27 protein-coding genes are annotated in these 20,890 nt (G+C 62.7%); 5 read left to right on the forward strand and 22 right to left on the reverse strand.

Going from position 1 to position 20,890, the window contains the following annotated elements; all coding sequences use genetic code 11:
* Positions 1–3: 3 nt before the first annotated feature.
* From AC3IQ7_RS13375 to flgB, 5 genes are read right to left on the reverse strand one after another with little or no spacing between them, the layout of a single operon-like run.
* Positions 4–732, reverse strand: coding sequence for a flagellar basal body rod protein FlgF (locus AC3IQ7_RS13375; protein WP_099380194.1), 729 nt, complete (start codon positions 730–732; stop codon positions 4–6).
* Positions 733–758: 26 nt separating this feature from the next.
* On the reverse strand, positions 759–1,955 hold the full coding sequence (locus AC3IQ7_RS13380) for a flagellar hook protein FlgE (protein WP_489210064.1): 1,197 nt from the start codon (positions 1,953–1,955) through the stop codon (positions 759–761).
* A 56-nt stretch (positions 1,956–2,011) separates the two neighbouring features.
* Positions 2,012–2,665 (reverse strand): flagellar hook capping FlgD N-terminal domain-containing protein, encoded by a 654-nt coding sequence (locus AC3IQ7_RS13385; protein WP_489210065.1) that lies wholly within the window; start codon positions 2,663–2,665, stop codon positions 2,012–2,014.
* 3 nt (positions 2,666–2,668) lie between these two features.
* Positions 2,669–3,085 (reverse strand): flagellar basal body rod protein FlgC, encoded by a 417-nt coding sequence (gene flgC / locus AC3IQ7_RS13390; RefSeq protein ID WP_034757795.1) that lies wholly within the window; start codon positions 3,083–3,085, stop codon positions 2,669–2,671.
* A gap of 8 nt (positions 3,086–3,093) precedes the next feature.
* The gene (gene flgB, locus AC3IQ7_RS13395; RefSeq protein WP_034758109.1) at positions 3,094–3,456 is read right to left on the reverse strand and encodes a flagellar basal body rod protein FlgB; all 363 of its coding nucleotides are present in this window, start codon (positions 3,454–3,456) and stop codon (positions 3,094–3,096) included.
* Positions 3,457–3,710: 254 nt separating this feature from the next.
* Here flgB and flgA point away from each other — a divergent pair, with 254 nt between their 5' ends.
* Positions 3,711–4,358, forward strand: coding sequence for a flagellar basal body P-ring formation chaperone FlgA (gene flgA / locus AC3IQ7_RS13400; RefSeq protein WP_099380191.1), 648 nt, complete (start codon positions 3,711–3,713; stop codon positions 4,356–4,358).
* A gap of 7 nt (positions 4,359–4,365) precedes the next feature.
* Here the strand turns inward: flgA and AC3IQ7_RS13405 are convergent, their stop codons facing one another.
* The 17 genes from AC3IQ7_RS13405 to fliE all read right to left on the reverse strand — a co-directional run bounded on the left by AC3IQ7_RS13405 (position 4,366) and on the right by fliE (position 18,038).
* Entirely contained in the window at positions 4,366–5,118 is a 753-nt protein-coding gene (locus AC3IQ7_RS13405; protein ID WP_322428920.1) for a glycoside hydrolase family 73 protein, read from the reverse strand.
* Positions 5,105–5,545: a flagellar export chaperone FlgN gene (gene flgN / locus AC3IQ7_RS13410; protein ID WP_099380189.1), complete on the reverse strand. Its 441-nt coding sequence runs from the start codon at positions 5,543–5,545 to the stop codon at positions 5,105–5,107. Before flgN ends, AC3IQ7_RS13405 begins: the two co-directional genes overlap by 14 nt.
* The gene (gene flgM / locus AC3IQ7_RS13415; RefSeq protein ID WP_034757812.1) at positions 5,542–5,832 is read right to left on the reverse strand and encodes a flagellar biosynthesis anti-sigma factor FlgM; all 291 of its coding nucleotides are present in this window, start codon (positions 5,830–5,832) and stop codon (positions 5,542–5,544) included. The genes flgN and flgM overlap by 4 nt, the downstream gene beginning before the upstream one ends.
* A gap of 16 nt (positions 5,833–5,848) precedes the next feature.
* Entirely contained in the window at positions 5,849–6,910 is a 1,062-nt protein-coding gene (locus AC3IQ7_RS13420; RefSeq protein WP_099380188.1) for a flagellar motor protein MotB, read from the reverse strand.
* The gene (gene motA / locus AC3IQ7_RS13425) at positions 6,837–7,751 is read right to left on the reverse strand and encodes a flagellar motor stator protein MotA (protein ID WP_034757817.1); all 915 of its coding nucleotides are present in this window, start codon (positions 7,749–7,751) and stop codon (positions 6,837–6,839) included. The genes AC3IQ7_RS13420 and motA overlap by 74 nt, the downstream gene beginning before the upstream one ends.
* 56 nt (positions 7,752–7,807) lie before the next feature.
* Complete coding sequence (locus AC3IQ7_RS13430; RefSeq protein ID WP_077403148.1) at positions 7,808–8,551, reverse strand: FliA/WhiG family RNA polymerase sigma factor; 744 nt, start codon at positions 8,549–8,551, stop codon at positions 7,808–7,810.
* A gap of 33 nt (positions 8,552–8,584) precedes the next feature.
* Positions 8,585–9,061 (reverse strand): flagellar basal body-associated FliL family protein, encoded by a 477-nt coding sequence (locus AC3IQ7_RS13435; protein WP_099380187.1) that lies wholly within the window; start codon positions 9,059–9,061, stop codon positions 8,585–8,587.
* Positions 9,061–10,206: a flagellar hook-length control protein FliK gene (locus AC3IQ7_RS13440; RefSeq protein ID WP_489210070.1), complete on the reverse strand. Its 1,146-nt coding sequence runs from the start codon at positions 10,204–10,206 to the stop codon at positions 9,061–9,063. Before AC3IQ7_RS13440 ends, AC3IQ7_RS13435 begins: the two co-directional genes overlap by 1 nt.
* Positions 10,203–10,481, reverse strand: coding sequence for a hypothetical protein (locus AC3IQ7_RS13445; protein WP_233516324.1), 279 nt, complete (start codon positions 10,479–10,481; stop codon positions 10,203–10,205). The genes AC3IQ7_RS13440 and AC3IQ7_RS13445 overlap by 4 nt, the downstream gene beginning before the upstream one ends.
* Positions 10,482–10,512: 31 nt before the next feature.
* Positions 10,513–10,902 (reverse strand): flagellar export chaperone FliS, encoded by a 390-nt coding sequence (fliS, locus tag AC3IQ7_RS13450; RefSeq protein WP_035818009.1) that lies wholly within the window; start codon positions 10,900–10,902, stop codon positions 10,513–10,515.
* A 50-nt stretch (positions 10,903–10,952) separates the two neighbouring features.
* Positions 10,953–12,362, reverse strand: a complete 1,410-nt coding sequence (gene fliD, locus AC3IQ7_RS13455; protein WP_099380184.1) for a flagellar filament capping protein FliD — start codon at positions 12,360–12,362, stop codon at positions 10,953–10,955.
* 89 nt (positions 12,363–12,451) lie between these two features.
* Positions 12,452–12,889: a flagellar export protein FliJ gene (locus AC3IQ7_RS13460; protein WP_070289072.1), complete on the reverse strand. Its 438-nt coding sequence runs from the start codon at positions 12,887–12,889 to the stop codon at positions 12,452–12,454.
* An 8-nt stretch (positions 12,890–12,897) separates the two neighbouring features.
* Complete coding sequence (gene fliI, locus AC3IQ7_RS13465; RefSeq protein WP_099380183.1) at positions 12,898–14,208, reverse strand: flagellar protein export ATPase FliI; 1,311 nt, start codon at positions 14,206–14,208, stop codon at positions 12,898–12,900.
* A complete protein-coding gene (fliH, locus tag AC3IQ7_RS13470; RefSeq protein WP_099380182.1) occupies positions 14,205–14,894 on the reverse strand; it encodes a flagellar assembly protein FliH in 690 nt (229 codons plus the stop codon). The genes fliI and fliH overlap by 4 nt, the downstream gene beginning before the upstream one ends.
* Positions 14,891–15,931, reverse strand: coding sequence for a flagellar motor switch protein FliG (locus AC3IQ7_RS13475; protein ID WP_035818015.1), 1,041 nt, complete (start codon positions 15,929–15,931; stop codon positions 14,891–14,893). The genes fliH and AC3IQ7_RS13475 overlap by 4 nt, the downstream gene beginning before the upstream one ends.
* A complete protein-coding gene (gene fliF, locus AC3IQ7_RS13480) occupies positions 15,909–17,639 on the reverse strand; it encodes a flagellar basal-body MS-ring/collar protein FliF (protein WP_489210073.1) in 1,731 nt (576 codons plus the stop codon). Before fliF ends, AC3IQ7_RS13475 begins: the two co-directional genes overlap by 23 nt.
* A 60-nt stretch (positions 17,640–17,699) precedes the next feature.
* Entirely contained in the window at positions 17,700–18,038 is a 339-nt protein-coding gene (fliE, locus tag AC3IQ7_RS13485) for a flagellar hook-basal body complex protein FliE (RefSeq protein ID WP_099380180.1), read from the reverse strand.
* Positions 18,039–18,590: 552 nt separating this feature from the next.
* Between fliE and AC3IQ7_RS13490 the strand changes: the two genes are divergently transcribed.
* From AC3IQ7_RS13490 to AC3IQ7_RS13505, 4 genes are read left to right on the forward strand one after another with little or no spacing between them, the layout of a single operon-like run.
* A complete protein-coding gene (locus AC3IQ7_RS13490; RefSeq protein ID WP_322428924.1) occupies positions 18,591–19,469 on the forward strand; it encodes a FliM/FliN family flagellar motor switch protein in 879 nt (292 codons plus the stop codon).
* A gap of 1 nt (position 19,470) precedes the next feature.
* Positions 19,471–19,836 (forward strand): FliM/FliN family flagellar motor switch protein, encoded by a 366-nt coding sequence (locus AC3IQ7_RS13495; RefSeq protein WP_077403184.1) that lies wholly within the window; start codon positions 19,471–19,473, stop codon positions 19,834–19,836.
* On the forward strand, positions 19,833–20,603 hold the full coding sequence (fliP, locus tag AC3IQ7_RS13500) for a flagellar type III secretion system pore protein FliP (RefSeq protein WP_077403187.1): 771 nt from the start codon (positions 19,833–19,835) through the stop codon (positions 20,601–20,603). Before AC3IQ7_RS13495 ends, fliP begins: the two co-directional genes overlap by 4 nt.
* Positions 20,604–20,606: 3 nt before the next feature.
* The gene (locus tag AC3IQ7_RS13505) at positions 20,607–20,879 is read left to right on the forward strand and encodes a flagellar biosynthetic protein FliQ (RefSeq protein ID WP_034757874.1); all 273 of its coding nucleotides are present in this window, start codon (positions 20,607–20,609) and stop codon (positions 20,877–20,879) included.
* Positions 20,880–20,890 lie beyond the last annotated feature (11 nt).

Consider the following 20,890-nt stretch of genomic DNA (forward strand, 5'->3'; position numbering starts at 1 on the left):
GGCTTAGGCGCCCAGCAGGCGGTTGCCCGACTCCGTCATGGAATCGCTGGCCTTGAAAATTTTCATCTGCATCTCGAAACTGCGGTTCAGGCTCATGGTGGCGACCATTTCCTCGACGGCCGAGACGTTGCTGCCTTCCAGGTGGCGGTCGCGGATGCGTACCGTCGGATCGGCTTGCAAGTCTTCGCCGCCGCGCGCCACGATCAGGCCCGCCTCGTTCTTGGTCAGCTCGCCCGCTTCGGCGTTGACCAGCTTGAGCTTGTCGACCGTCTGCATTTGCGCGGTGCCCGGCACCTGGATGGAAATCGTGCCATCGGCGCCGATCGACAGGCTGGTGTGCTCGGGAATCGTGATCGGACCGCCTTCGCCCAGCACGGGCCGGCCATTGATGGTCAGGGCGCCCGTTTCATCGAGGTCCATGGCGCCGGCGCGCGTGTAGGCTTCGCCGTTTTGCCACTGCACCGCGAGAAAGCCGGGGCCCGTGACGGCCACGTCGAGTTCGCGTCCCGTTTCCTTGATGGCGCCCGTGCGCGTGCCGATGGCGCTCGACTGCGTCTGCGTCATGTGGCGGTCGTCGTAGCCATAGCCGTTTTGCAACGGCTGGGCAGTGGACACTTCCAGGTTGGCGCGAAAGCCACCCGTCTCGATGTTGGCCAGGTTGTTGGCGTGTACCTGCTGTGCCCGCAGGGCACGGTCGGCCCCGCTCATGGCGGTATAAATCAGCGCATCCATTGCTCTTTACCTTTGCGTATCGTGGATTACAGCGCTTGCATCAGCGATTGCAGCATGGCGTTCTCGGTCGAGATGACTTTCGAGTTCGCCTGGTAGTTACGCTGCGACGTCATCAGGCCCACCAGTTCGGAGGTGATGTCGACGTTCGACTGCTCCAGCGAGCTCGTCACCAGTTTGCCGGCCATGCCGACGCCTGGACGGTCATAGATGGCGGTGCCGGACGTGGTCGACGCGACCCAGCTGGTATCGTTGATGGCCGTCAAGGCGCCTTCGTCTGGGAAGGTGGCCAGGGCGATCACGCCGATGCTTTGCTTCTGGCCGTTCGTGTATTTCGCCACGACGGAGCCGTCATCGGCCAGTTCCACGCCCGTGTAGGTGCCCGAGGCATAGCCGTCGGAACGGTCGGTCGAGGTGGTCGATTCGCCGGCGAACTGGGTCGTGCCCGTGTAATCGATGGCGATCGACAGCGGCGCGGCGCCTGGCGGCGTGCCCAGCGCCAGCGTGACCGGCGCGGTCATCGTCAGCTTGCCGGACGTGTTGAAGGCCATGCTTGTCACCAGCGGCGCAGGTCCTGGCAATGTTACATCGACGTTGTCCAGAGTGTAGTGCACGTCCACGCCCGCTGCCGTCTTGACGAAGTACTGGCCCAGCGAGTGCTTGGCGCCCAGCGAATCGTAGATGATCGAGGACTTGGCGCTGTTGTAGCTCAGTTCGCTAGTCTTGTCGAATGGCACGGTCTTGATGGTCCATTCGGACGACATGTTGGCGGCATACGCCAGCTTGGTCGACGCCACGGCGGGAATCTGGCCCGTCGGAATGAGCATGTCGCCCATGGTGCCCAGGGTGGTGCTGCCTTTGACGGCGGCATAACCTTGCACCAGGCGACCGTTCGAGTCGATCAGCTTGCCGTCATTGCTGGCCGAAAAGATGCCGACGCGGCTGTAGCTCATGGTGTTTTGCGCATCGCGCGCGACGAAGTAGCCGCGGCCATCGATGGCCGCGTCGAGCGCGCGGCCCGTGTTCAGTACGCCGCCATTGAGCGACATGCTTTGCGTGACCGAACCGATTTCCGTACCCGTGGCGCGCGAACCGGCGTACATGGCCGAAAAGTTGGCGCGGCTGCTCTTGAAACCGTAGGTGCCGGCATTGGCGATATTGTTACTGGTGCTGTTCAACTGTTGGTTGATGGACTGGATACCGGACAGGGCGATGTCGAAACTCATGTTGACTTCCTTTAGTGAAGGACGAGATTAGTGTGTTTGGGGAACCAAGGGCCGGATCAGGCCGTCTTGCCATTAAAGCCGGTGATCGCGCCAGGGTTGACTTCGCCCAGGTTCGACACGCTCAGAATCATGCTGCCGCTGGACGACAGGCGCACGCTGTTAAGCTTGCCTGCAATGTCGACCGTTGGTTTTTCGGCGCCGCTGGTGCTGACCTTCATGCTGTAGGTGCCGGCAGGCAAGCCCAAGGCCACGGGATCGATGGTGAACGGCACCGTGCCGGGCGACTTGGCGCCCAGTTCGATCTTGTATTCCTTGTCGTCCTGCCCTTTCAGGGTGACGGTGGTCTTGGTGGTGCCGGCGGCCAGCGCGATGGTACCGCTGACCTTGCTCTTGTCGAGCTGGACGGTTTCGCTGTTGACCATCACTTCGGAGCCCACTTGCGCGCCCAGGGCCAGCACCTGCATCGATTGCAGCACGCTGGCATTGGCGCTGGTCAGCGCCGACAGGTTTTGCATCGCTTCCGTTTGTGCCTGCTGCGTCAATTGATTGACGAACTGGCTCGGATCGGTCGGCGCGAGGGGATCCTGGTTCTTGATCTGCGCGACCAGCAACTTGGTGAACATATCCTGGGTGGCATTGCTTTGCGACTTGACGGCATTGCTGTTGGTGTTGCTGCCGCTGGTGTTGTTTGTAAAGAGATTGGTTTCCATGGATTATGCTTCACCTAATTTGAGGAGCGATTGCTGCATCGACTTGATGCGGCCCAGAACTTCGACATTTGTTTCAAACGCACGCGACGCCGACATCATGTCGGTCATCTCGGCCACCTGATTGACGTTGGGGTAGAACACCATGCCATCGGCATTGGCCATCGGGTGGCCCGGTTCATACACCTTGCGCAGCGGCTCATCGCTTTGCACCACGTCGAGTACCTGTACCCGTCCGCCGGCGCCGCTGGCGCCAGGGCCGTCCATCACGGCCGCAAACACGGGTTTACGCGCGCGGTAGGTTTCGCCTTCGGAACCGGCAACGGAATCGGCATTGGCCAGGTTGCTGGCGATGGTATTGAGGCGCACGGTTTGCGCCGCCATCGCCGAACCGGCGATCTTGGAAATATCCTGGAAGCTCATGCTGATCCTTATTGTCCGGAAATGGCCTTGGACAGACCCTTCAGTTTCATGTTGACGAAAGTGAGGCTGGTCTGGAAGTCGGTGGCGTTCTGCGAGAACGCCGCCTGCTCGACGCCGATTTCGACGGTATTGCCGTCGCGGCTAGGGTGGTAGGGGACGCGGTACAGGGCGCTGGCATCGTCATCGGTCGACAGCAGGCCGGCCTCGTTGTCCTGCAACTGTTGCAGGGCGCTGCCGAAATCCATGTCCATGGCCTGGAAGCCGGGCGTGTTTTCATTGGCGATATTGGCGGCCAGTACGCGTGTGCGGTCGGCACGCAGCGCGAGTGCATCGGCGTGCACGCCCAGCGCATCCTTGAAATTAATCCCCATGGTCATCCTTTGTGTTGAATTCGATCGTGCTTTTTGCGGTTCGGGCTAGAAAATAGGTGGTGCAGAGGTAAAATCCCAGCCTGGTCATGTTGACGCATGGTAAGGTCATGCCGCTTCAGTATCTTTGATTAAGGTTAGCAATGATTTACTTTGAGAACTATTCCGTGATGTGGAACAAGGCGCAATGTCGTCACATACTGCTTCCGGGCCTCTTTTTACTGACCAGCCTATATAGTAGTGCAGGACGGGCAGAATTGCCAGCCGACAATATATTTTCGCGTGTGGAACAATTGGCGCGCGAGCAATTGGTGCAGCAAGCAGCCTCGGCGGGATTGCTGGAACCGCAGTTTCAAGTGACCGTGGTGAAAAGCACGCGCCCCGTGCCGGCGTGCGCGGCGCCCGTCGCGCTGGAAACGGCGGACAGCCGTTCGGCGCAGCGCATGCGCTTTGTGGCAGTGTGTCCTGGAAGCAACGGTTGGCGCTATGAAATGCTGGCGCGCGGCAGCATCACGGCCCAGGTGGCCGTCACCAGCGCCCCCGTCACGGCGAATACGCCGCTGCAGGCGGGCGACGTGACCCTGGCGCGGCGCGACGTGACGATGGTGCCCGACAGTATTGCCTCCTTGCCCGGCGCCGTTGGCCTGTCGAGCCGGCGCAGCTTGCGCGCCGGCGAAGTGCTGCGGCAAGGGCAACTGGCGTCGCCCGTGTTGATCAAGCGGGGCAGTGCGGTGAATATCGTGGCGCGCAAGGAGCAGGTGGAAGTGAGCATGGCCGGCGAAGCGCTGGATCCGGGCGCACTGGGCGAGGTGATTCGCGTGCGCAACGCCACCAGCGGCACGGTGATACGTGCCAGGGTGGTCGATGCGGGCGTGGTGGAACCGGCCGAACTTCCCGGCCGTTAAGGAAAGATCAGTCTGCGGCGGCCGTGCGCTGCAGACGCGTCGCCAGCTGTGTCAGCTTGGCGGCGTAGTTGGGGTCGGTGGCGTAGCCGCCGCGCGCCAGGCCTTGCGCGAAAGCGCCGGCGTCGGCCCCCGTATTCAGGGCGGCGCGGTAGCGCGGGTTGTCGAGCAAGACTTGCGCATAGTCGCGGAAGGCGCTGGCCTGGTCCGGGTAGCTGCGGAAGCGTTCCGTTTTCTTCAGGGCCGTGCCGCTGCCGGCCTCGTATTCGGTGGTGACATTGCTGGCCACGTCGCCCTGCCATTTCCCGCCGGCCTTGATGCCGAACAGATTATTCGTGTCCGCGCCCGTGCCCTGGCGCAGCGGACGCTGGCCCCAGCCCGATTCCAGCGCCGCGTGGGCGGCGACGATTTCCGGCGCCACGCCCAGGCGCGCGCCCGTTTCTTGCGTCCATGGCTTGATCGAGGCAAGGAATTGCTGCTGCGTTTCGCCGATCTCGCCGCCCTGGTTGATGCTGCCCAGCACATTCACGGGCTGGCTCTGTTCAAGGTAGGCGCGGCCTTGCGGGTTCAGGTTGGTGGCGTTGCCGCCGCCCTGTTCGATGAAGCGGGCCACTTCTCCCTGTACTTGCCGGAATACGCTGCTGAAGTTGCCGCTGGAACTGGTGGCGTCGGTGGCGCGCATATTGCTCTGTACGGCGGATGTGGCTGCCGTCGATGGCGTTGCCGCCGTGGCGCGGGTGGTCAGGAAATCAGCCTGGCGCATACGTATCTTCCTCGCCATGCAGCACGCGCTGCATGATGCTGTACTGCTCTGTTAATAAATCGCTGTTGCGGGCATTCAGGCGCTTGCATTCAAGCACCATCTGCTCGAGCGCTGCCCAGTCGCGCTCGGCGGTGGCGCGTGCATCTTCTTGCAATAGCGCAAACAATTGTGGCATATCGCCTTGCGGGCCCAGCAGGGCAGTGACGAGGCTGACCCGCTGGCGGCGGCGCGCATCGAGTGGCTCGACGGCGGCGATGACCTGGTCGGCCAGTGCCGTCAGCTGCGCGCTCTGGTGGTGCAGGGTGGCCTGGAATTGCTCTTCCAACAAGGTGTGCAGGGCGGCATAGCCGGCGCGGTCATCCGCCATGCCTTGCAGTACGCGGCGCATGGCTTCCTGGCGCGTGATGCCCTTGCGCGGTGCGGTCATGATTCGCCGCCGTGGAAACGCTGGATCAAGCCTGCCAGTTTCGAGGGATCGAACGGCAATTCACCCTTGGCCAGCGCATCGCGCAGCATGGCCACGCGCTCGTGATCGATCTCGGGCATGGCGCGCAGGGCGGCCATGGCCGGTTGCAGCACGGCCGATTGCAGTTCCGCCCCGGCCGACGAGCCGCCCATGGCGCCTGCGGCGCCCGCGTTCTCGGCGATCGCCTCGGCCGGCGCGACGGCGCTGCTGCGTACGGCAGCGCCGGTATTGCCGGAGGAGATTTTCATACGTTGTCCCTTGCCCTTAATTTGCATGCTCATCCCGCTCCTTCTTTGCGGGCAGGCCCAGTTTCTCGCGCAGGCGCTGCAAGGTGCCCGCATCCGGTTCACCCACTTGCAGCTCTTCGCCTTGCGGCTTTTGTCCGGCCATGCCGAACATGGCGGCGATGCTGTCAGCCTGGCCACGCGTCAATATTAACAGTTCGATGCGGCGATTGATGCCGGCGCTGGCATTTTTCACGTCCAGCGGTGCGCGGTCGGCCATGCCTACCACTTGCAGCACGCTGTCCGGACTCATGCTGCCGATTAACAATTGCGCGCGCGCCGACATGGCGCGGTTGGCCGACAGGGTCCAGTTGGAAAAGCCTTCGTAGCCGGTATTGGCGTATTGCATCGAGTCGGTGTGGCCGACGATCAGCATCTGGTTATCCATTTGCGCAAACACGGGTCCCATCTGGCGCAGCAGCTTGCGGAAACGGTCGGTCGGCACGGCGCTGCCGCGCACGAACATGCCTTGCTTGTCCGTATCGTGCAGCATGACGCGCAAGCCGTACGGCGTGATCACGGATTGCAGATTGCTCTTCAGTCCCGCTTCATCGCTGAGCTTGTCGAGCGCGCGCGACAGCGACAGCAAGTCTTCCGGCGACTGGTAGCTGACCTTGGTCTGGTTTTGCGGTGCGGTACCGGCCTTGCCGTCCTGCATCTGCTTGCCTTCCGTGCGCGTGTCGCCCGTGCCCTTGCGGGGCATCGGGAAACGCTCGATCAAGCTGCCGCGCGGTCCGCCTTTCTGTTCCGGCATGACGCCCTGGCCTTCGCCCTGGCGGCTGCCTGCCGACGCATCCATCATGATTTCCTTCATCGCCTGCTGCTCGCGCGCGGCCATCAGCCACAGTACGAGGAAGAGCGACAGCAGGGCCAGGCAAAAGTCGGCAAACGCTACTTTCCAGGCGCCGCCATGGCCATCGTCATCATGCTTGCGACCGGCACGCTTGATGATGGCCTGTTCATGTTTCTCATGCGGCTTTAGCACGGCGGCCTCCCCGGCCTTGGCCTTGCTCTTGTTCGGCGCCGCCATCTTCCAGCGCATTGATCCAGCTTTCCAGCTGGGCGAAGCTTGGCTTGATGTTCAGCTGCACCAGACGACGGCCCGCATCGATGGCCAGCAGCGGCGGTTTGCCCGCCACGTGCGTGACCAGCACGACCTTCACGCATTCCATGGTCGAGCCTTCCTCGCCCACCAGCTGTTTCATCATGTTGCACATCGGATCGAGCACGCCGTAGCAAAAGAAGATACCGATGAAGGTACCGACCATGGCGGCGCCCACTTTTTCCGAAATTTCCGCCGCATCGGCGCCGTCGGCCACGGAATTCATGGCCATCACGATGCCGAGAACGGCGGCCAGGATACCGAAACCGGGCATGGCTTCGGCGATCTTGTGCAAGGATTTCGACGGTTGCAGCAATTCGTCGTGGATGGCTTCCAGTTCCTGCTCCAGCACGCCTTCGAGCTCATGCGCGTTGATCTTGCCCATCGCCATCAAACGGAAGTTGTCGACGATGAAGGCCAGCAGCTTCGGCTCTTCCAGCACCAGCGGATAGCGCTGGAACAGGGCGCTTTCGCGCGGTGCCTCGACGTGGGCGTCGAGCGCCTTCAGGCCGCCGGCGGCCGTTTGCAGCAGTTCATACATCAGCAGCAGCAACTGGCGCTGGAATTCCGAGCCTTGCTTCTTGTGCGTGACGATCTTGCGCATCTGATGCAGCATTTCACCGAGTACATGCTTGGGGTTGCCCAGCACCAGGGCGCCGACGGCGGCGCCGATGATGATGATCAACTCGACCGGTTGCCAGATCGCATGGACGGTGCCGCCCATCAGGGCGAAGCCTCCGAATACACACCCCATCACGATTAAGATACCGATAATTACCATGTCAACTGCCTTTCTGCGTCATTGTGCTGCGTCAATTTGATGGATAGTGCTGAAACTTATGCGTCTTGCAGCATGGTTTTCATCTTGCCCAGCGCCGTCTTGTTCAACTGGCAGACGCGGGCGTCGCTCAGGTCCAGCACGGCGGCAATTTCTTTGTAGCTCAGTTCGAATTCGTAATACATCTGGATCACGCGCTGTTCCCGCTCGTCCAGCGTGCGCAGCGCCTGTTCCAGGCTGCGCCGCACCATCAATTGCTCTTCCGGGCTCGGTGCGCTGTCGGCTTGCCCCAGGCTTTCCTGCAGCACTTCGTCGAAACTGGCGATCAGTTCGGCGTTTTCCGCCAACTGGTATTCCTGGAAGGCTTCCGGCGTCAGTTTCAGTGCCGCCATGATTTCCGCTTCCAGCGGCTCGCGCCCCAGGCGCCGGGTCAGGGCGCGCACGCTGTCGCGCAGGCGGTGGCTTTCCTGGCGCACGGCGCGCGGGCGCCAGTCCTGGCGCCGCAGTTCATCGAGGATGGCGCCGCGGATGCGCAGGCTGGCATAGCTGCCGAACGACTGGTCCGGCACGCCGTAGCGGCGCAAGGCTTCGAGCAAGCCCATCAGGCCAATCTGTTCCATGTCGTCGCGGTCGATGGCGCCCGACACCTGCGAATTGAGCTGGCGCACGATGCGTTTCACCAAAGGGGAGTACGCCACCAGATGTTGTTGCTCTTCAGCAACGCTGAGCACGGCCGCGCAAGCGCTGGCGGCGGCATATTCGCCGGCGCCATACGCTTCCTGGTATTGCTCTACATAGGCCAAGGGATCTCCCACTAGGTCGGCTGGCGTGTTGACTTATTCAATGATCAGCTTGCCGACCATGACTTCCGTGAACGGTTTTTCCATCTGCTCGCGTTCATAGCTGACATTGAAGGCCTTGTTGATCTGTTCGGCAAATTGCTCCACCGTCATCGTCTGCGCCTTGTCCATCGGGAAGCTCGACAGGGTGCTGACGGCGATCGAGCGCATCAGCGGCAAGTGGTCCTTGGTCAGCTTTTCCTTTTCCTCGGTGGTGGCGATCACCAGGTCGGCTGACAGGTAATGCGTTTCACCTTCGCCCGGGCCGCGGCGCAGCATCACGATGACCTTGTCAAGCGTGAGGAACTTGCGCGCCTTCTTGCCCGTGGCGGGCGGTGGCGGGGCTTTTGCGTCGGCCACCTCGGCATGGCCGGCAACCGGCTTGGCCAGATACCACATGGCGCCGCCAGCCGCACCGGCGGCCAGCACGGCCACGGCGACAAAGCCGCCGATCAGTTTCATTTTCATATTCATCAGGCAGTCTCTCGCTCATGCATGGCGTAAGTGGTACCGGCAGGGCTGCCGTCGGACAGGGCGCGTCCCGGTTCCGCGTCGTCGTTCTGGCGGCCAGGTTGACGCTGGCCGCGCGCATCGCCTTCGGCAAAGGCCTGGGCGGCGGGGCTGCGCGGGGTGGCGCTGATATTCACGGCCACCTCGGTGTACTGGCGCTGCGCCAGGTCGCTGCGCATGTTTTCGCCGATGCCTTGCAGCTGGCGCAACACTTCCGAGTTCGACGCCGTGACGTTCACCTGCAGCGCGCCAGCCGTGTGGCGGATGGAAATTTCAATGCGGCCCAGCATGGGCGGGTCGAGGCGGATCGTCGCGTGTTCGCTGTTGCGGCCGATCTGCGTCTGCAGGCGTTCGCCCAGCGCTTCGCGCAGCGGTTCCTGCCATTGCTGGGCAGGGCCGCTGAGCTTGATGGTATCGCCGGTCGGGGCCGCTGCAGCCGTATTGCCGACCGCGCCTGTCAGGCCCAGGTTGGGCGTGACGGGGGCTGGTGTCGCGGCGCCACGTTCGCCCTCGCGCGCGGCAGGGGCGGCGGCGGCCGTCACCGGAGCGGCTTGCTGCAGCAGCGCTTCGAACGGCTGTGCCGTCGCGTTGCCTTTTGCAGCGGTCGCCGGATTGGCGGCGGCCAGCGGTTCACGCGTATCGCGGCCTGCCGGCTGTGCCGTTCCCTGTGCGGTGAGGGTGATTGCTGCCGGATGCAGGCTGATGTTGAGTGCCGGGTTGGCTTGCGCCACATTCGATTGCACCGGTGTCTGTGCCTGCGCCTGGGCGGCGGCGCGTGCCTCTGCTGCGGCCGCGTCCGTTGGCGGCAGCATCGTCACCGGCAAGCCGATGACGGGGGTGGCCATGGCTGGCAGGCTGCTGTCGGCCTGGCTGTCGCTGTCGCCATCCTTGGTGGGCGCGGGCGCGGGCGTGCCCGCGTCGGCCGTTTCCACGGCTGTCACATCGAGCACCTGCGCAAACAGGGGCAGGGCGGAGGGCGCGGCGCCAGTGCTGCCATAGCCTGGCGTGCCGGGCAAGGCAGCGACCTGTGCCGGCGCTGGTGCAGGGGCGGATGCCGCCGTGGCTGCCGGTGCCGGAGCGGCCGGCGCCGTATTGAAGTTCATGATCATGCTTGATTCCCGTCCGAGTCGTATTCGCCGAGCGCGGCGTAGGCGACCCAACCTTCCTTATTTGCCTGTAATGCACCCAGGTGTTGACCCAGGCGTTCTTTTTCCTCAGAGCAAATTTTAACCGCTTGCGCGTGAATTTTGCGCAATTGCAACAATTCTGTTTGTTCCAGCGCATTCCATGCGCCCCGTTCGGCCAGCAACGGGATGTTTTTCGCCAGGCTGGCCGAGAGTTTTTCCATCGCCTCCCAGTCCGGCTGCGCGATGGCCGCGCTCAATTGCCGGCTCAGCTGCTGCAGCGCAGCGCGCCTAGGCATTGTTGGCCTGGACGCCCACCCAGCCGCGCTTGATGGTGGTCATCAAGGTCGTCACTTCGTCGATCAGGGTCGGGTCGAGCTTGATGCCGGCCGTGTACAGTCGCGCCACGCAATAATCGTACAGGCGCGCCAGGTTGACGACCACTTCGCCGCCATTGTCGAAATCGAGCGAGCTCGACAGACCGTTGATGATCTGCGTGCATTTATCCAGGCTGACGGCCTTTTGTTCGTAGCGTTTGCCCACGATATGCCCGCGCGCGCGCGCCAGTTCTTCCAGCAGGCCGTCCGTCAGCACCAGTACCAGCTCGACCGGTGTGGCGCGGGCGGTCTGGGCATCCAGGTTGACGGCGTGGTAGTTGCCGTAAGCTTCATTGTTTAACATTATTGTATTCTCGCTATGTTAACTGTGGCGGCGCGGCAGGCGCATCCGCCTTAGGATTTATTGTTGCTGAACATGGCATCGAACATATCGGACGTCTTGCTCATTTGCTCCTGCATGACTTGCAGGCGCGTAAATTGATCGAGGAAACGTTTGTATGCCGTGTCATATTGGGCCGTGAGGCGCTCGCCGCTCTTGACCAGGCTTTTTTGCAGCTTCTCCGTGGCGGCCTGGCGCTGGGTGATCTGGCCCTTGGTGATATTGCTCCACTGGCCCAGTACCTTGTCCATGCTGCCGAGCACGCCGGCAGGGGCGGACAGGCTGTTGTTGCCAAAAAGCTTGTCGAGGCCCGTCGGGTTGTCGGCCAGCTTGGCCGTCAGCTTGGCGGCGTTGAGGCTGATCGTGCCGTCGCGCTGGGCCGTAATGCCGTAGGAGACGAGCGATACGCCATTGACGTTCAGGCGCAGGGCATCGCCCATGCTGCTGCGCAGGGCATTCAGGCCGGAATCATGGGCGAAGATGCCCGCGGCAATTCCCTTTTCCGGGTTGCCGGGACTGGCCAGGCCATCCATCAGGCTTTTCAGCTTGTTGTAGGCATCGACGAATGCCTGCACGTTGGCGGCGGTGCCGCTGCTGTCCGTGGCGACAGTCAAGGTCACGGGCGCTTCGGCGGCACTCATGGCGCGGGTGAACGTGATTTTCACGTCCTGCACGTTGGTGAAGGTATTCGATGCTTGCGTGATGGCCGTGCCACCGGGTTTGCCGCCCAGCCAGACGGTGGCGTCGTCAGCCTTGACGACTTCCTTGATGTTGGCCGGCGCGATCAGCGCGCCTTTCAGCGCGATATTGTTGACGCCGCTGGCGTCGAGCGTGGCGGCGTTTGCAATGCCCGTCGCATTCGACGTCAGTACCAGTTGCGCCTGGTTGTTGATGGTCACGATGGACGCGGTGACGCGCGAATTGTTCTTGCTGTTGCCATTGATGGCGGCAGCGATTTCCTGGGGTGTCAGTGTGCCGTTGCCATCCTTGTCGGCGGCGGCCAGGTCGATGTCGAGCGTGTTGTCGCCCACGCCATCGCCAATTTTCACTTTCAGCGTACCCGTGCCATCGGCGGTATTTACGCTGCTCAGGCCGCCATACGACATCTGGCTGGCCGTGGCCAGTTTTTCAACGAAAAAGGAATAGGTGCCCGGCGTCGCATTGATGCCGGCCGTGGCAGAACCGTAGCCGGCGGCCGGGAAGGTGGCGGACTGGCTCAGCACCGATTTGCTGCTGGTCATGCTCGACATGGCGCTCTGGAAGGTCGAGATGGCCGACTTCAGGTTGCCCAGCGCCGTGCTGGTGTTGCTGGCCAGCGTGTTCTGCGCCTGCAGGGCTGCCTTTTGCGCAGCGACAGCCTTGGTAGCCAGTTTTTCGGCCGTTGGGATCGGATCGTATTGCGGTGCAGTAATTACGCTTGCCATGCCAGACTCCTGAATAAAGGGATATACCGGTACAAGGCGACCCCCATTCCCGTTTTGTGAAGTTTTCCTGAAAGAAACTTACACAAACCTCATTTTACCTGCCCGCGGAACCAGAATTGGGTCGCCAGCTCGTCTTGCCGCTTGGCATCAACTCGTTGTTGCTCATTTGCAACATGCTTTTGTTTTTGCGTCAGCACCTGGTCCAGCACTTCGCGTTTGGCCCAGGCCGTATTGAGCGCGCGTTGCGAAACGGCCATGTTGGCTTCGTGCAAGTGCAAATCGGTACGGTGCTGGTCGGCCATCTGCATCACGGCTTGCTTGAAGTTGCCGCAGTTGACGGACAGGGCCAGGGGCAGAGCGCCGCTGGGGCCGCTATCCGTGTACAGGCCCGTCAGGCGTTCCAGGTTTTTCTGGTAGCGCTCGCGCACGGCCGTCTGCGCCGCCATTTCACCTTGCAGGCGTTCCACTTCGGTGCTGCGCAGGCCGACCAGGGTGGTCAGGTTGCGGATGGTATGCGCGTCGCTCACGTATGCTCCTAGGCCATGATCTGTTCAAGTTGTTCGATGCAAGGCCCCATCGGCGCCTCTTCCTTGGTGCCCTGGCACAGGAAGGCTTCGATGGGCGCGTGCAACTGGACGGCGCGGTCGGTGATCGGATCGGCGCCGGGCACATAGGCGCCCAGCGGAATCAGGTCGCGCACGCGCGCATGGCGCGCCATCGATGCTTTCAGCGCGCGCGCCGCCTGCATGTGGGGCGGCGTGATCACCTGCGCCATGCAGCGGCTGATCGAGGCGGCGATGTCGATGGCGGGGTAGTGGCCCCGCTCGGCCAGTTCGCGCGTGAGCACGATGTGGCCGTCGAGAATCGCGCGCGCCGTGTCGACCACGGGATCCTGCTGGTCGTCGCCCTCGGCCAGCACCGTGTAGATGGCGCTCATGCTGCCTTCCGGGTGGGCGCCATTGCCGGCGCTTTCCACCAGTTGTGGCAAGTTCGAAAAGACGGACGGCGGATAGCCGCGCGTGGCCGGCGGCTCGCCCAGGGCCAGCGCCACTTCGCGCAAGGCCATGGCATAGCGCGTCAGCGAGTCGACCAGCAGCAGCACGTGCTTGCCCTGGTCGCGGTAGTGGGCGGCGATCGAATGGCACAACTCGGTGGCCATGATGCGCATCAAGGGCGATTCATCGGCCGGCGCGATCACCAGCACGGCCTTTTTCAAGCCTTCGGCGCCGAGCGACTTTTCCACGAATTCGCGCACTTCGCGGCCGCGCTCGCCGATCAGGCCGACGACGACGACATCGGCTACCGTCTGGCGCGTGATCAGGCCCAGCAGCACGCTCTTGCCGACGCCGGAACCGGCCATCAGCCCCACGCGCTGGCCCTTGCCCAGGGTCAGCATGCTGTTAATGGCACGCACGCCCACATCCAGCGGTTCGACCACCGGTTGTTTCTTCAGGGGATTGATTTTTGGCGGCGTGACTTCCAGGATGTGTTCGCCGCCGAGGCGGCCCAGGTCGTCGATCGGCTCGCCCAGGCCATTGACCATGCGGCCCAGCCACGACGGGCCGATCTGCAGGCTGGCCTTGTCGGGCAGGGGCAGAACCCTGGCGCCCGTGGTCAGGCCGGTGGCCTTCTTGAACGGCATTAAATATGACAGTTTTTCGCGAAAGCCGACGACTTGCGCGTCGAGCCATTCACCGCTGACAGTTTCAATTTGACAACGCTGGCCCGTGTGCAGGCGGCAGCCGGCGCTTTCCAGTAGCAGGCCGGACGCGCCGACCAGGCGGCCGGTCGGTGTCGCGACCGGGATATCGCCGATCTCGAAGCTGCGCAGCGTGTCGGCGATCATGCAGGCGCGCCCTGGTCTGCGTGTTCGGCGGCCAGCGCCAGGTGGCTGCTGACCTGTTCCATGCAGGCTGACAGGCGCTGATGGCAGCCCGCGTCGACTTCATTGTCGCCCGCCTTGATGCGGCATTCGCCCGCGTCGAGGCGCGCGTCGGCGATCAGGTTCCAGCGCTTGGCGCGCTTCGGATCGAGTTCGCTGATGCGTTTCAATTCTTCCGGATTGAGGAAAACGTCGATTTCCTCGCGCGTGGGCGGCATCGAGGCCAGGGTCTCGTCGACCAGGGCCAGCAATTGCACCGGCTGCAGCGCCAGTTCCGCGCGGATCACCTGGCGCGCCACCTTGGCCACCAGGTCGACCACTTCCTTGCGCTGCGCTTCGCGGTAATCGGCGCGTACTTTTTTCAGGTCGCGCAAAATCGCGTCGACGGGGCGCGCCAGGCGGTCCAGCGCCACCAGGGTTTCATTGCGGCCTTCTTCGCGGCCCTGCGCCATGCCGTCGTTGCGCCCGGTGTCGTAGCCGTCCTGCTGGCCTTGCACCAGGCCCACTTCGTAGCCGTCGCGCTGGCCCTGCTCGAAGCCTTCCGAGACGGACGCCTGCCACTGGCCATCCGTGTCCTCGTTGGAGGAACGCTGGCCGGCGGCGATGAATTGCGACAGGGGAGGGAAGCGATACGAGCGGAAGTGTTTCATTCGATCACCGCTTCGGCAAACAGTTGCACTTCGATCTCGCCTGCATCGGCGAGGCCCTTGACGGTGGCCATGATTTCCTGGCGCGTCTGTTCGATACGGGAGAGTGGCACGGGGCCGGAACGGCGCATCATGTCTTCGAAGCTCTGTGCCTGGCGGCGCGGCATGGTTTTCAGCACGGCGTCGCGGATCGACGGTTCCGCGCCTTTCAGTGCAATCGCCCACTGTTCCATCGGCACGTCTTCCAGGATGCGCGTGAGCGTGACATCGCTCTGCGTGGCCAGTATCAGGAAGTCGTACATGCTCAGTTCGATTTCCGAAACGACGTCCGGATCGTGCGCGCGCAGCAGTTCGACCAGCGCGGCGCGGTTGCCCGGCATGCGGTTGAGAATCTCTGCCGCCTGGCGGATGCCTTCCACGCTGGTGCTTTGCGTGTCGAGCGTGCCCAGACAGCGGCCCACCAGTTCGTCGAGCTCGACCAGCAGGTCGCGGTCGATCTCGTCCAGGCGCGCCAGGTTCAGCAAGACCAGGTCGCGGCCTTCGACGGGCAGGGCATCGAGGATCTGGCCGGCCAGCGCGGGCGGCAGGAAGGCCAGGAACACGGCCTGCATCTGCACGTGCTCGTTGACGATGTATTCGGCCAGCCATTTCGGCGAAGCCCACTGCAGGCGCGCCATCTTGGGGCGGATGGCGTCGCCGTAAATATTGTTCAGCACGCTATTTGCGATATCGCTGCCCAGCGCCATGTCCAGCGAACGCTTCAGGTAGCTGCGCGAGGCGCCATGCACGCCGCTTTGCTGGCGGTAGTCGTCGAAGAAGGTCTGCATCGCCGTTTTCACGGATTCGACCTTGATACCGCTCATGCGCGACATCACTTGCGTGACTTCCAGCAATTCTTCACGCGACAGGCAGCGCAGCACGTTGGCGGCCTGTTCTTCGCCGATGCTCAGCAGCACGATGGCTGCCTGTTCCACGGGATTCAGGCTGACGCTTTCGTATTCGGCGCCGTCGGAGGGATTATTGTTGTTGAGTTCGGCCATTTTTCTGCATCCATTGTTTGACGACTTCGGCGACACGCTCGGGTTCTTTTTCAGCCAGCACTTTCAGGTGGTCGACCATCACGTCGACCGCCGAGCCAGGTGGCGGCAAGTCATAGTTTTCCAGCAGTGGTACAACCGGCATGTTGCCACCGGCGGACTCGCCTTCGAGCGCCAGCGGGCTGCCATTCACGCCCAGGGCTGGCGCGCCGGCAACGGCCGCGCCATTCGCGCCGGCGGCGCTGCTGCCGCCCAGTGCCATGGCGGGATCGAGCTGTTTCAGTGTTGGCGGCGCCAGGCGCGTGGTCAGCAGGCGCAGCAGCGGACGCAGGATCAGGAAGTAGCCGAGCACGGCGCCCAGGGCGTACAGCAGCCAGCTGCTGAAATCGACGACGGTGTCGCGCTCTTCCCACCACTGCGCCACGGGCGGCTTGGCCGGGAAGGCCAGCGCCGTCAGGCTCAGGCTGTCGCCGCGCTGGGCGTTGATGCCGAGGCCGCTGTTGAGCATTTTTTCAATATTGCCCAGTTCGGCAGGGGTCCAGCCCGTTTTCGGATTCGGTGCGGCGGCGCTGTTGAGGACCACGGCGACGCTGAGTTTTTCCAGGCGGCCACGGCTGCGCTTGATCTGCGTGATGCTGCGGTCGTAGGCGTACTGGCGCGTGGTGGCGTTCTTGCGGGCCGTGCCATCGTCGGATGGCTTCGGTGCGCCATCGGCGGGCGCGGCGCCGGCGGCATCGGCCGGTGCCGGCACGGCGGCCGCTGGCGGACGGTTCGACAGGCTGCCGGGAATCCCGGCCACGGTGCGGTTGCGTTCCTGCTCTTCGCGCATCGCTTCGCTCGTCACTTTCGGGGCTTCGCCGTATTTTTCCAGCGTTTCGTCCACGCGGTCGTTGTTCACGGCGGCCGTCACGCTGAGCTTGAAGTTGTCTTCGCCGATGACGGGGCCGAGCAAGCCCGTGACGTTGCGGCGAATTTCATCCTGGAAACGTTTCGCGCCTTCATTGCCGGCGGCCGAGGCGTCGAAGCCATCCGTCAGGTCGATGTGCGCGGACAGCAGGTTGCCGCCCTGGTCGACCAGGCTCACGCGCGTGGGCGCCAGGCTGGCGACGCTGCCGGCCACCATGTTGATGACGGCGGCGATCTGTTCCGGCGCCAGGGTGCGGCCCGGTTTCAGTGCCACGACGATCGAGGCGGACGACTTGTCGCCGTCGCTGGCGACAAACGATGTCGATTTCGCAATCGACAGATGGACGCGCGCCGAAGCGATCGCGTCCATCGTCATGATGCTTTGCGCCAGTTCGCCTTCCAGGCCGCGGCGGAAGCGCACGTCCTGCACGAATTGGGAAACGCCCAGCGGGTCATTCTTGTCCATCAGTTCCAGGCCGGCCGGCAGTTGCGCCGTCACGCCTTTCGAGGCCAGCAGCATGCGTACCTTGCCCAGCATGGCGTCGGGCACCAGCACCTGACCGCTGTCCGGATGCAGGCGGTAGGGGATGTGTTCGGCGTCCAGGGTGGCCATCATGTCCGTCACGGCCACTTTTTCGCGCGCGCCAAACACCGGCTTGTAGTTGGCCTGGTCGCGCCAGGCATACATGGTCACCATGGCGGTGATGCCGATGGCCAGCACGACGATGGGAACCAGGTTTTTCAGCAGGGCGGGCGGGATGGCGGGCTGGGCGCCAAGGCGCCAGCGCGCAAATGCGGACTTCATGGGGGTAATCACTTGGGGTAACTTTCGCTGGGAGGCTGGGCGTGGTTCAGGACGTGAAGATTACAGAGGCAGTTTGATGAGTTCGTCGACGGCGCCCATGACCTTGTTGCGCACTTGCATCAACATGGAGAAGGACAGGCTCGCTTCCTGGCTGGCCAGCATGGCGCCGACCATGTCGTCGCTCTTGCCGCTGTCGACGTCGCTCATTTTCTGCGCAGCCATGCGGTCATCGCCGTTGACCTTGCCGATGGCGTCTTTCATGCTTTGCGCAAAGGAGAAGCCTGCTTGTTCCGGCGCGCCGAACTGGGCGGCGGGCGCGATGCTGGCGCCCAAGGCGCGCGCGTCATTGCTCAGTGCTGCCAGATCGGCCTTGATCAGACCTGCGAGTTCGTTGCTCATCGTGCCCTCTACTTTCAATATGCGGTGACGTATCAATCAGAAATTACTGGTGTTGCCATTCCGGCAGGCATGACATCCCATGCCATCTTGCCCGGCCCGTTTTGCGGGGGCCATCAGTTTTATCAGTTGCCACACCATCCGCTCAAGCAGATTCAAACAAACCCGGCAGACCTGCGCCGACATGATTTACATGGCCATGACAACTAATAATTATCTGATAAAAGTTTCTTCTGGTGGCAATAAGCGGGACTGGAAACTGCCATAAAAACCGGAATCAGGTAAGCGGAATGGCGCACTGCAAATCTATATTTTGTCGCTATAAGCTTACCTCGCGGCAACTATAAAGTAAAGAGAGGATTGCCTCAAGGAATATTGATACATGGCAATATTTAGCTTTTTCATGTATTGTTCAGCACCGTAGTCATCTAGCATGCGATACGATGCGCAATCGTTTGCTTGCGGACCGTTACCCTAGGTCAAGATGATGCTGTATTTAATTTCGGGCGATCCGTATAATTTGTTCTGCCACCGCAATACCGACATGACCACTACATGACAATCCTTACCAAGACAGATCAAACTGTGCGCCATCAAGTCCTCGATTCCTGTCTGCTTGGACGTCCTGTCCATTTGCTGCATGTATTCGGCGCCCAGCTACGCGACGACCTGGCCATGGCCCTGCGCCAGCCGATGAGCCGTCGCTACTGGGGTAATTTCCAGATCGACGCCGTGACCTTGTCGCGCGTGGAGAACGAGGACAGCGTGAACCGCTGGCTGAGTTTTTCCACGCCGGCCAGCCAGACGGGCTTTGCCCTCGAACGGCAGATACTCTTGAGCGTGCTGAACTATCGCTATGGTAGTGCCGGTGCCAAGGGGGCGTTGCCCGATCCGGCACAGGTGCGCGTGACGGCCACGGAGGAGCGCCTCGCTGTGGTGCTTGGACAACAGTTGGTGAGCAGTTTGTTCGCCCGCGTCCACAAGAACCTGCAAACCCTGGGCAAAAGCAGCGACATCGACACCAGTGCCGAGGTCGCCGTGCAGTCGGGCGTGCATCCGGTGCGCGGCAGCTGGATCGTCACCGTGGCGCTCAGCGACGTCGAGGCGGGGCAGAGCGGCCAGTTCTGGTTCTCGCTGGACAAGCGCCTGATGGCCGACGTGCTGCGCGGCTTGCTGCCCGAGCGCGCGCAAGCGAAGAAAGCCCTGCGTGGCAGCGTGCGTCCGCTCGCGTCGCGCCTGCAAGTGACGCTGGAAGGCCGGCTCGTCAGCAAACAGGTGCAACTGGGCGCCTTGTTCGACCTGCGCGTGGGTGACGTGATTCCCGTCAGCCTCAGCCGTACCGACGTCATGCTCGACGACTCCCGTTTATTTACAGCTGCTGTTTCCGAACACAAGGGCAAGCTCTGTTTAACCTCCTTTGAAGATGTCGAATAATATGAATATGACCGATACCAACCAGAGCGAAACCCTGCTGGAAGACCTGGGCGATGACATGATCATCGACCAGGGCGATGTGTCCGACGTGGCCAGCGGCCGCGCGCGACGCGACATTCCGCAGATGATGCGCAAGATCCCCGTCACCCTGACCCTGGAAGTGGGCTCGGCCCGCATTTCGCTGGAGGAATTGATGGCCATCGGCCCGGAAAGCGTGATCGAACTCGACATGCTGGCCGGCGAACCGCTGGTGATCAAGGTCAACGGCACGCCGATCGGCCGCGCCGAAGTGGTGGTGGCCGGCGAGAACTATGGCCTGAAAGTCATCGACCTCGACGGCCTCAATCTCGACCTGATGACAGCATGAAGCTGGCGGTACCCGGTTTGAGCCGGCGCCGCGGCGCGCTGGCTGCCGCGCTGGCTGTTCCCGTTCTGATGCTGTGTTGCAACGCCGCTGGCGCGCAGGACCTGCTGTCCGGCGTGGTGCCGGGCGCGAAGACAGACTTGTCGGTCAAGATGCAGATCCTGGTCGTCATGACCCTGCTCGGGCTGCTGCCCGTGATGGTCATGATGATGACCAGCTTTACCCGCTTCGTCATCGTGCTGTCCCTGCTGCGCCAGGCCCTGGGCCTGCAGCAGGGCTTGCCAAACCGTATCGTCACCGGCATCGCCCTGATCCTCACCTTGCTGGTCATGCGCCCCATCGGCGACCAGGTGTGGAAGGAAGCGTTCGTGCCTTACGACCGCGACCAGATCGGCATGCAGGAAGCCCTGAAGATCGCCGAAGTGCCGATTTCGCGCTTCATGCTGGCGCAGACGAGCAAGGCCGCGCTGGCGCAGATCGCGCACCTGGCCGGGGAGCCGTCCAGCATGCGCCCGCAAGACCACAGTTTCACGGTCAAGCTGGCCGCGTTTGTTTTGTCCGAACTCAAGACGGCGTTCCAGATCGGCTGCATGCTGTTCATACCGTTCCTCATCATCGACCTGGTGGTGGCGTCCGTGCTGATGGCCATGGGCATGATGATGCTCTCGCCGCTCGTCATTTCGCTGCCGTTCAAGCTGCTGCTGTTCGTGCTCGTCGACGGTTGGACCCTGACCGTCAACACGTTGGTTACCAGCATACAGGGCTATTGACCGATGTTTACGCCTGAAGTCGCCGTCGACCTGATCATCGAAGCGCTGCATGTCGTCATGCTGCTGGTGGTGATCCTGGTCGTGCCCGGTTTGCTCATGGGCTTGCTGGTCGCGCTGGTGCAGGCGGCCACCTCGATCAATGAACAGACCATGAGTTTCCTGCCGCGCCTGCTGGTCACCCTGCTGGCCCTGATCCTGGCCGGACGCTGGATGGCTGGTTACCTGATGGATTATTGCGTATCCATTTTTCAGCGCGCCGCCACCCTGGTCGGATAGCGCCGCGCGCC

The organism is Janthinobacterium sp. GL_088, assembly GCF_057837845.1.

Bases quoted from the DNA above. Each gene is read 5' to 3' on its own strand.
- AC3IQ7_RS13375 (WP_099380194.1), bottom strand. From the start codon at position 732: ATGGATGCGCTGATTTATACCGCCATGAGCGGGGCCGACCGTGCCCTG.
- AC3IQ7_RS13380 (WP_489210064.1), bottom strand. From the start codon at position 1,955: ATGAGTTTCGACATCGCCCTGTCCGGTATCCAGTCCATCAACCAACAG.
- AC3IQ7_RS13385 (WP_489210065.1), bottom strand. From the start codon at position 2,665: ATGGAAACCAATCTCTTTACAAACAACACCAGCGGCAGCAACACCAAC.
- flgC (WP_034757795.1), bottom strand. From the start codon at position 3,085: ATGAGCTTCCAGGATATTTCCAAGATCGCCGGTTCGGCGATGGCGGCG.
- flgB (WP_034758109.1), bottom strand. From the start codon at position 3,456: ATGGGGATTAATTTCAAGGATGCGCTGGGCGTGCACGCCGATGCACTC.
- AC3IQ7_RS13405 (WP_322428920.1), bottom strand. From the start codon at position 5,118: ATGCGCCAGGCTGATTTCCTGACCACCCGCGCCACGGCGGCAACGCCA.
- flgN (WP_099380189.1), bottom strand. From the start codon at position 5,545: ATGACCGCACCGCGCAAGGGCATCACGCGCCAGGAAGCCATGCGCCGC.
- flgM (WP_034757812.1), bottom strand. From the start codon at position 5,832: ATGAAAATCTCCTCCGGCAATACCGGCGCTGCCGTACGCAGCAGCGCC.
- AC3IQ7_RS13420 (WP_099380188.1), bottom strand. From the start codon at position 6,910: ATGCGCTGGAAGATGGCGGCGCCGAACAAGAGCAAGGCCAAGGCCGGG.
- motA (WP_034757817.1), bottom strand. From the start codon at position 7,751: ATGGTAATTATCGGTATCTTAATCGTGATGGGGTGTGTATTCGGAGGC.
- AC3IQ7_RS13435 (WP_099380187.1), bottom strand. From the start codon at position 9,061: ATGAATATGAAAATGAAACTGATCGGCGGCTTTGTCGCCGTGGCCGTG.
- AC3IQ7_RS13440 (WP_489210070.1), bottom strand. From the start codon at position 10,206: ATGATCATGAACTTCAATACGGCGCCGGCCGCTCCGGCACCGGCAGCC.
- fliS (WP_035818009.1), bottom strand. From the start codon at position 10,902: ATGTTAAACAATGAAGCTTACGGCAACTACCACGCCGTCAACCTGGAT.
- fliD (WP_099380184.1), bottom strand. From the start codon at position 12,362: ATGGCAAGCGTAATTACTGCACCGCAATACGATCCGATCCCAACGGCC.
- fliI (WP_099380183.1), bottom strand. From the start codon at position 14,208: ATGATCGCCGACACGCTGCGCAGCTTCGAGATCGGCGATATCCCGGTC.
- fliH (WP_099380182.1), bottom strand. From the start codon at position 14,894: ATGAAACACTTCCGCTCGTATCGCTTCCCTCCCCTGTCGCAATTCATC.
- AC3IQ7_RS13475 (WP_035818015.1), bottom strand. From the start codon at position 15,931: ATGGCCGAACTCAACAACAATAATCCCTCCGACGGCGCCGAATACGAA.
- fliF (WP_489210073.1), bottom strand. From the start codon at position 17,639: ATGAAGTCCGCATTTGCGCGCTGGCGCCTTGGCGCCCAGCCCGCCATC.
- fliE (WP_099380180.1), bottom strand. From the start codon at position 18,038: ATGAGCAACGAACTCGCAGGTCTGATCAAGGCCGATCTGGCAGCACTG.
- AC3IQ7_RS13490 (WP_322428924.1), top strand. From the start codon at position 18,591: ATGACAATCCTTACCAAGACAGATCAAACTGTGCGCCATCAAGTCCTC.
- AC3IQ7_RS13495 (WP_077403184.1), top strand. From the start codon at position 19,471: ATGAATATGACCGATACCAACCAGAGCGAAACCCTGCTGGAAGACCTG.
- fliP (WP_077403187.1), top strand. From the start codon at position 19,833: ATGAAGCTGGCGGTACCCGGTTTGAGCCGGCGCCGCGGCGCGCTGGCT.
- AC3IQ7_RS13505 (WP_034757874.1), top strand. From the start codon at position 20,607: ATGTTTACGCCTGAAGTCGCCGTCGACCTGATCATCGAAGCGCTGCAT.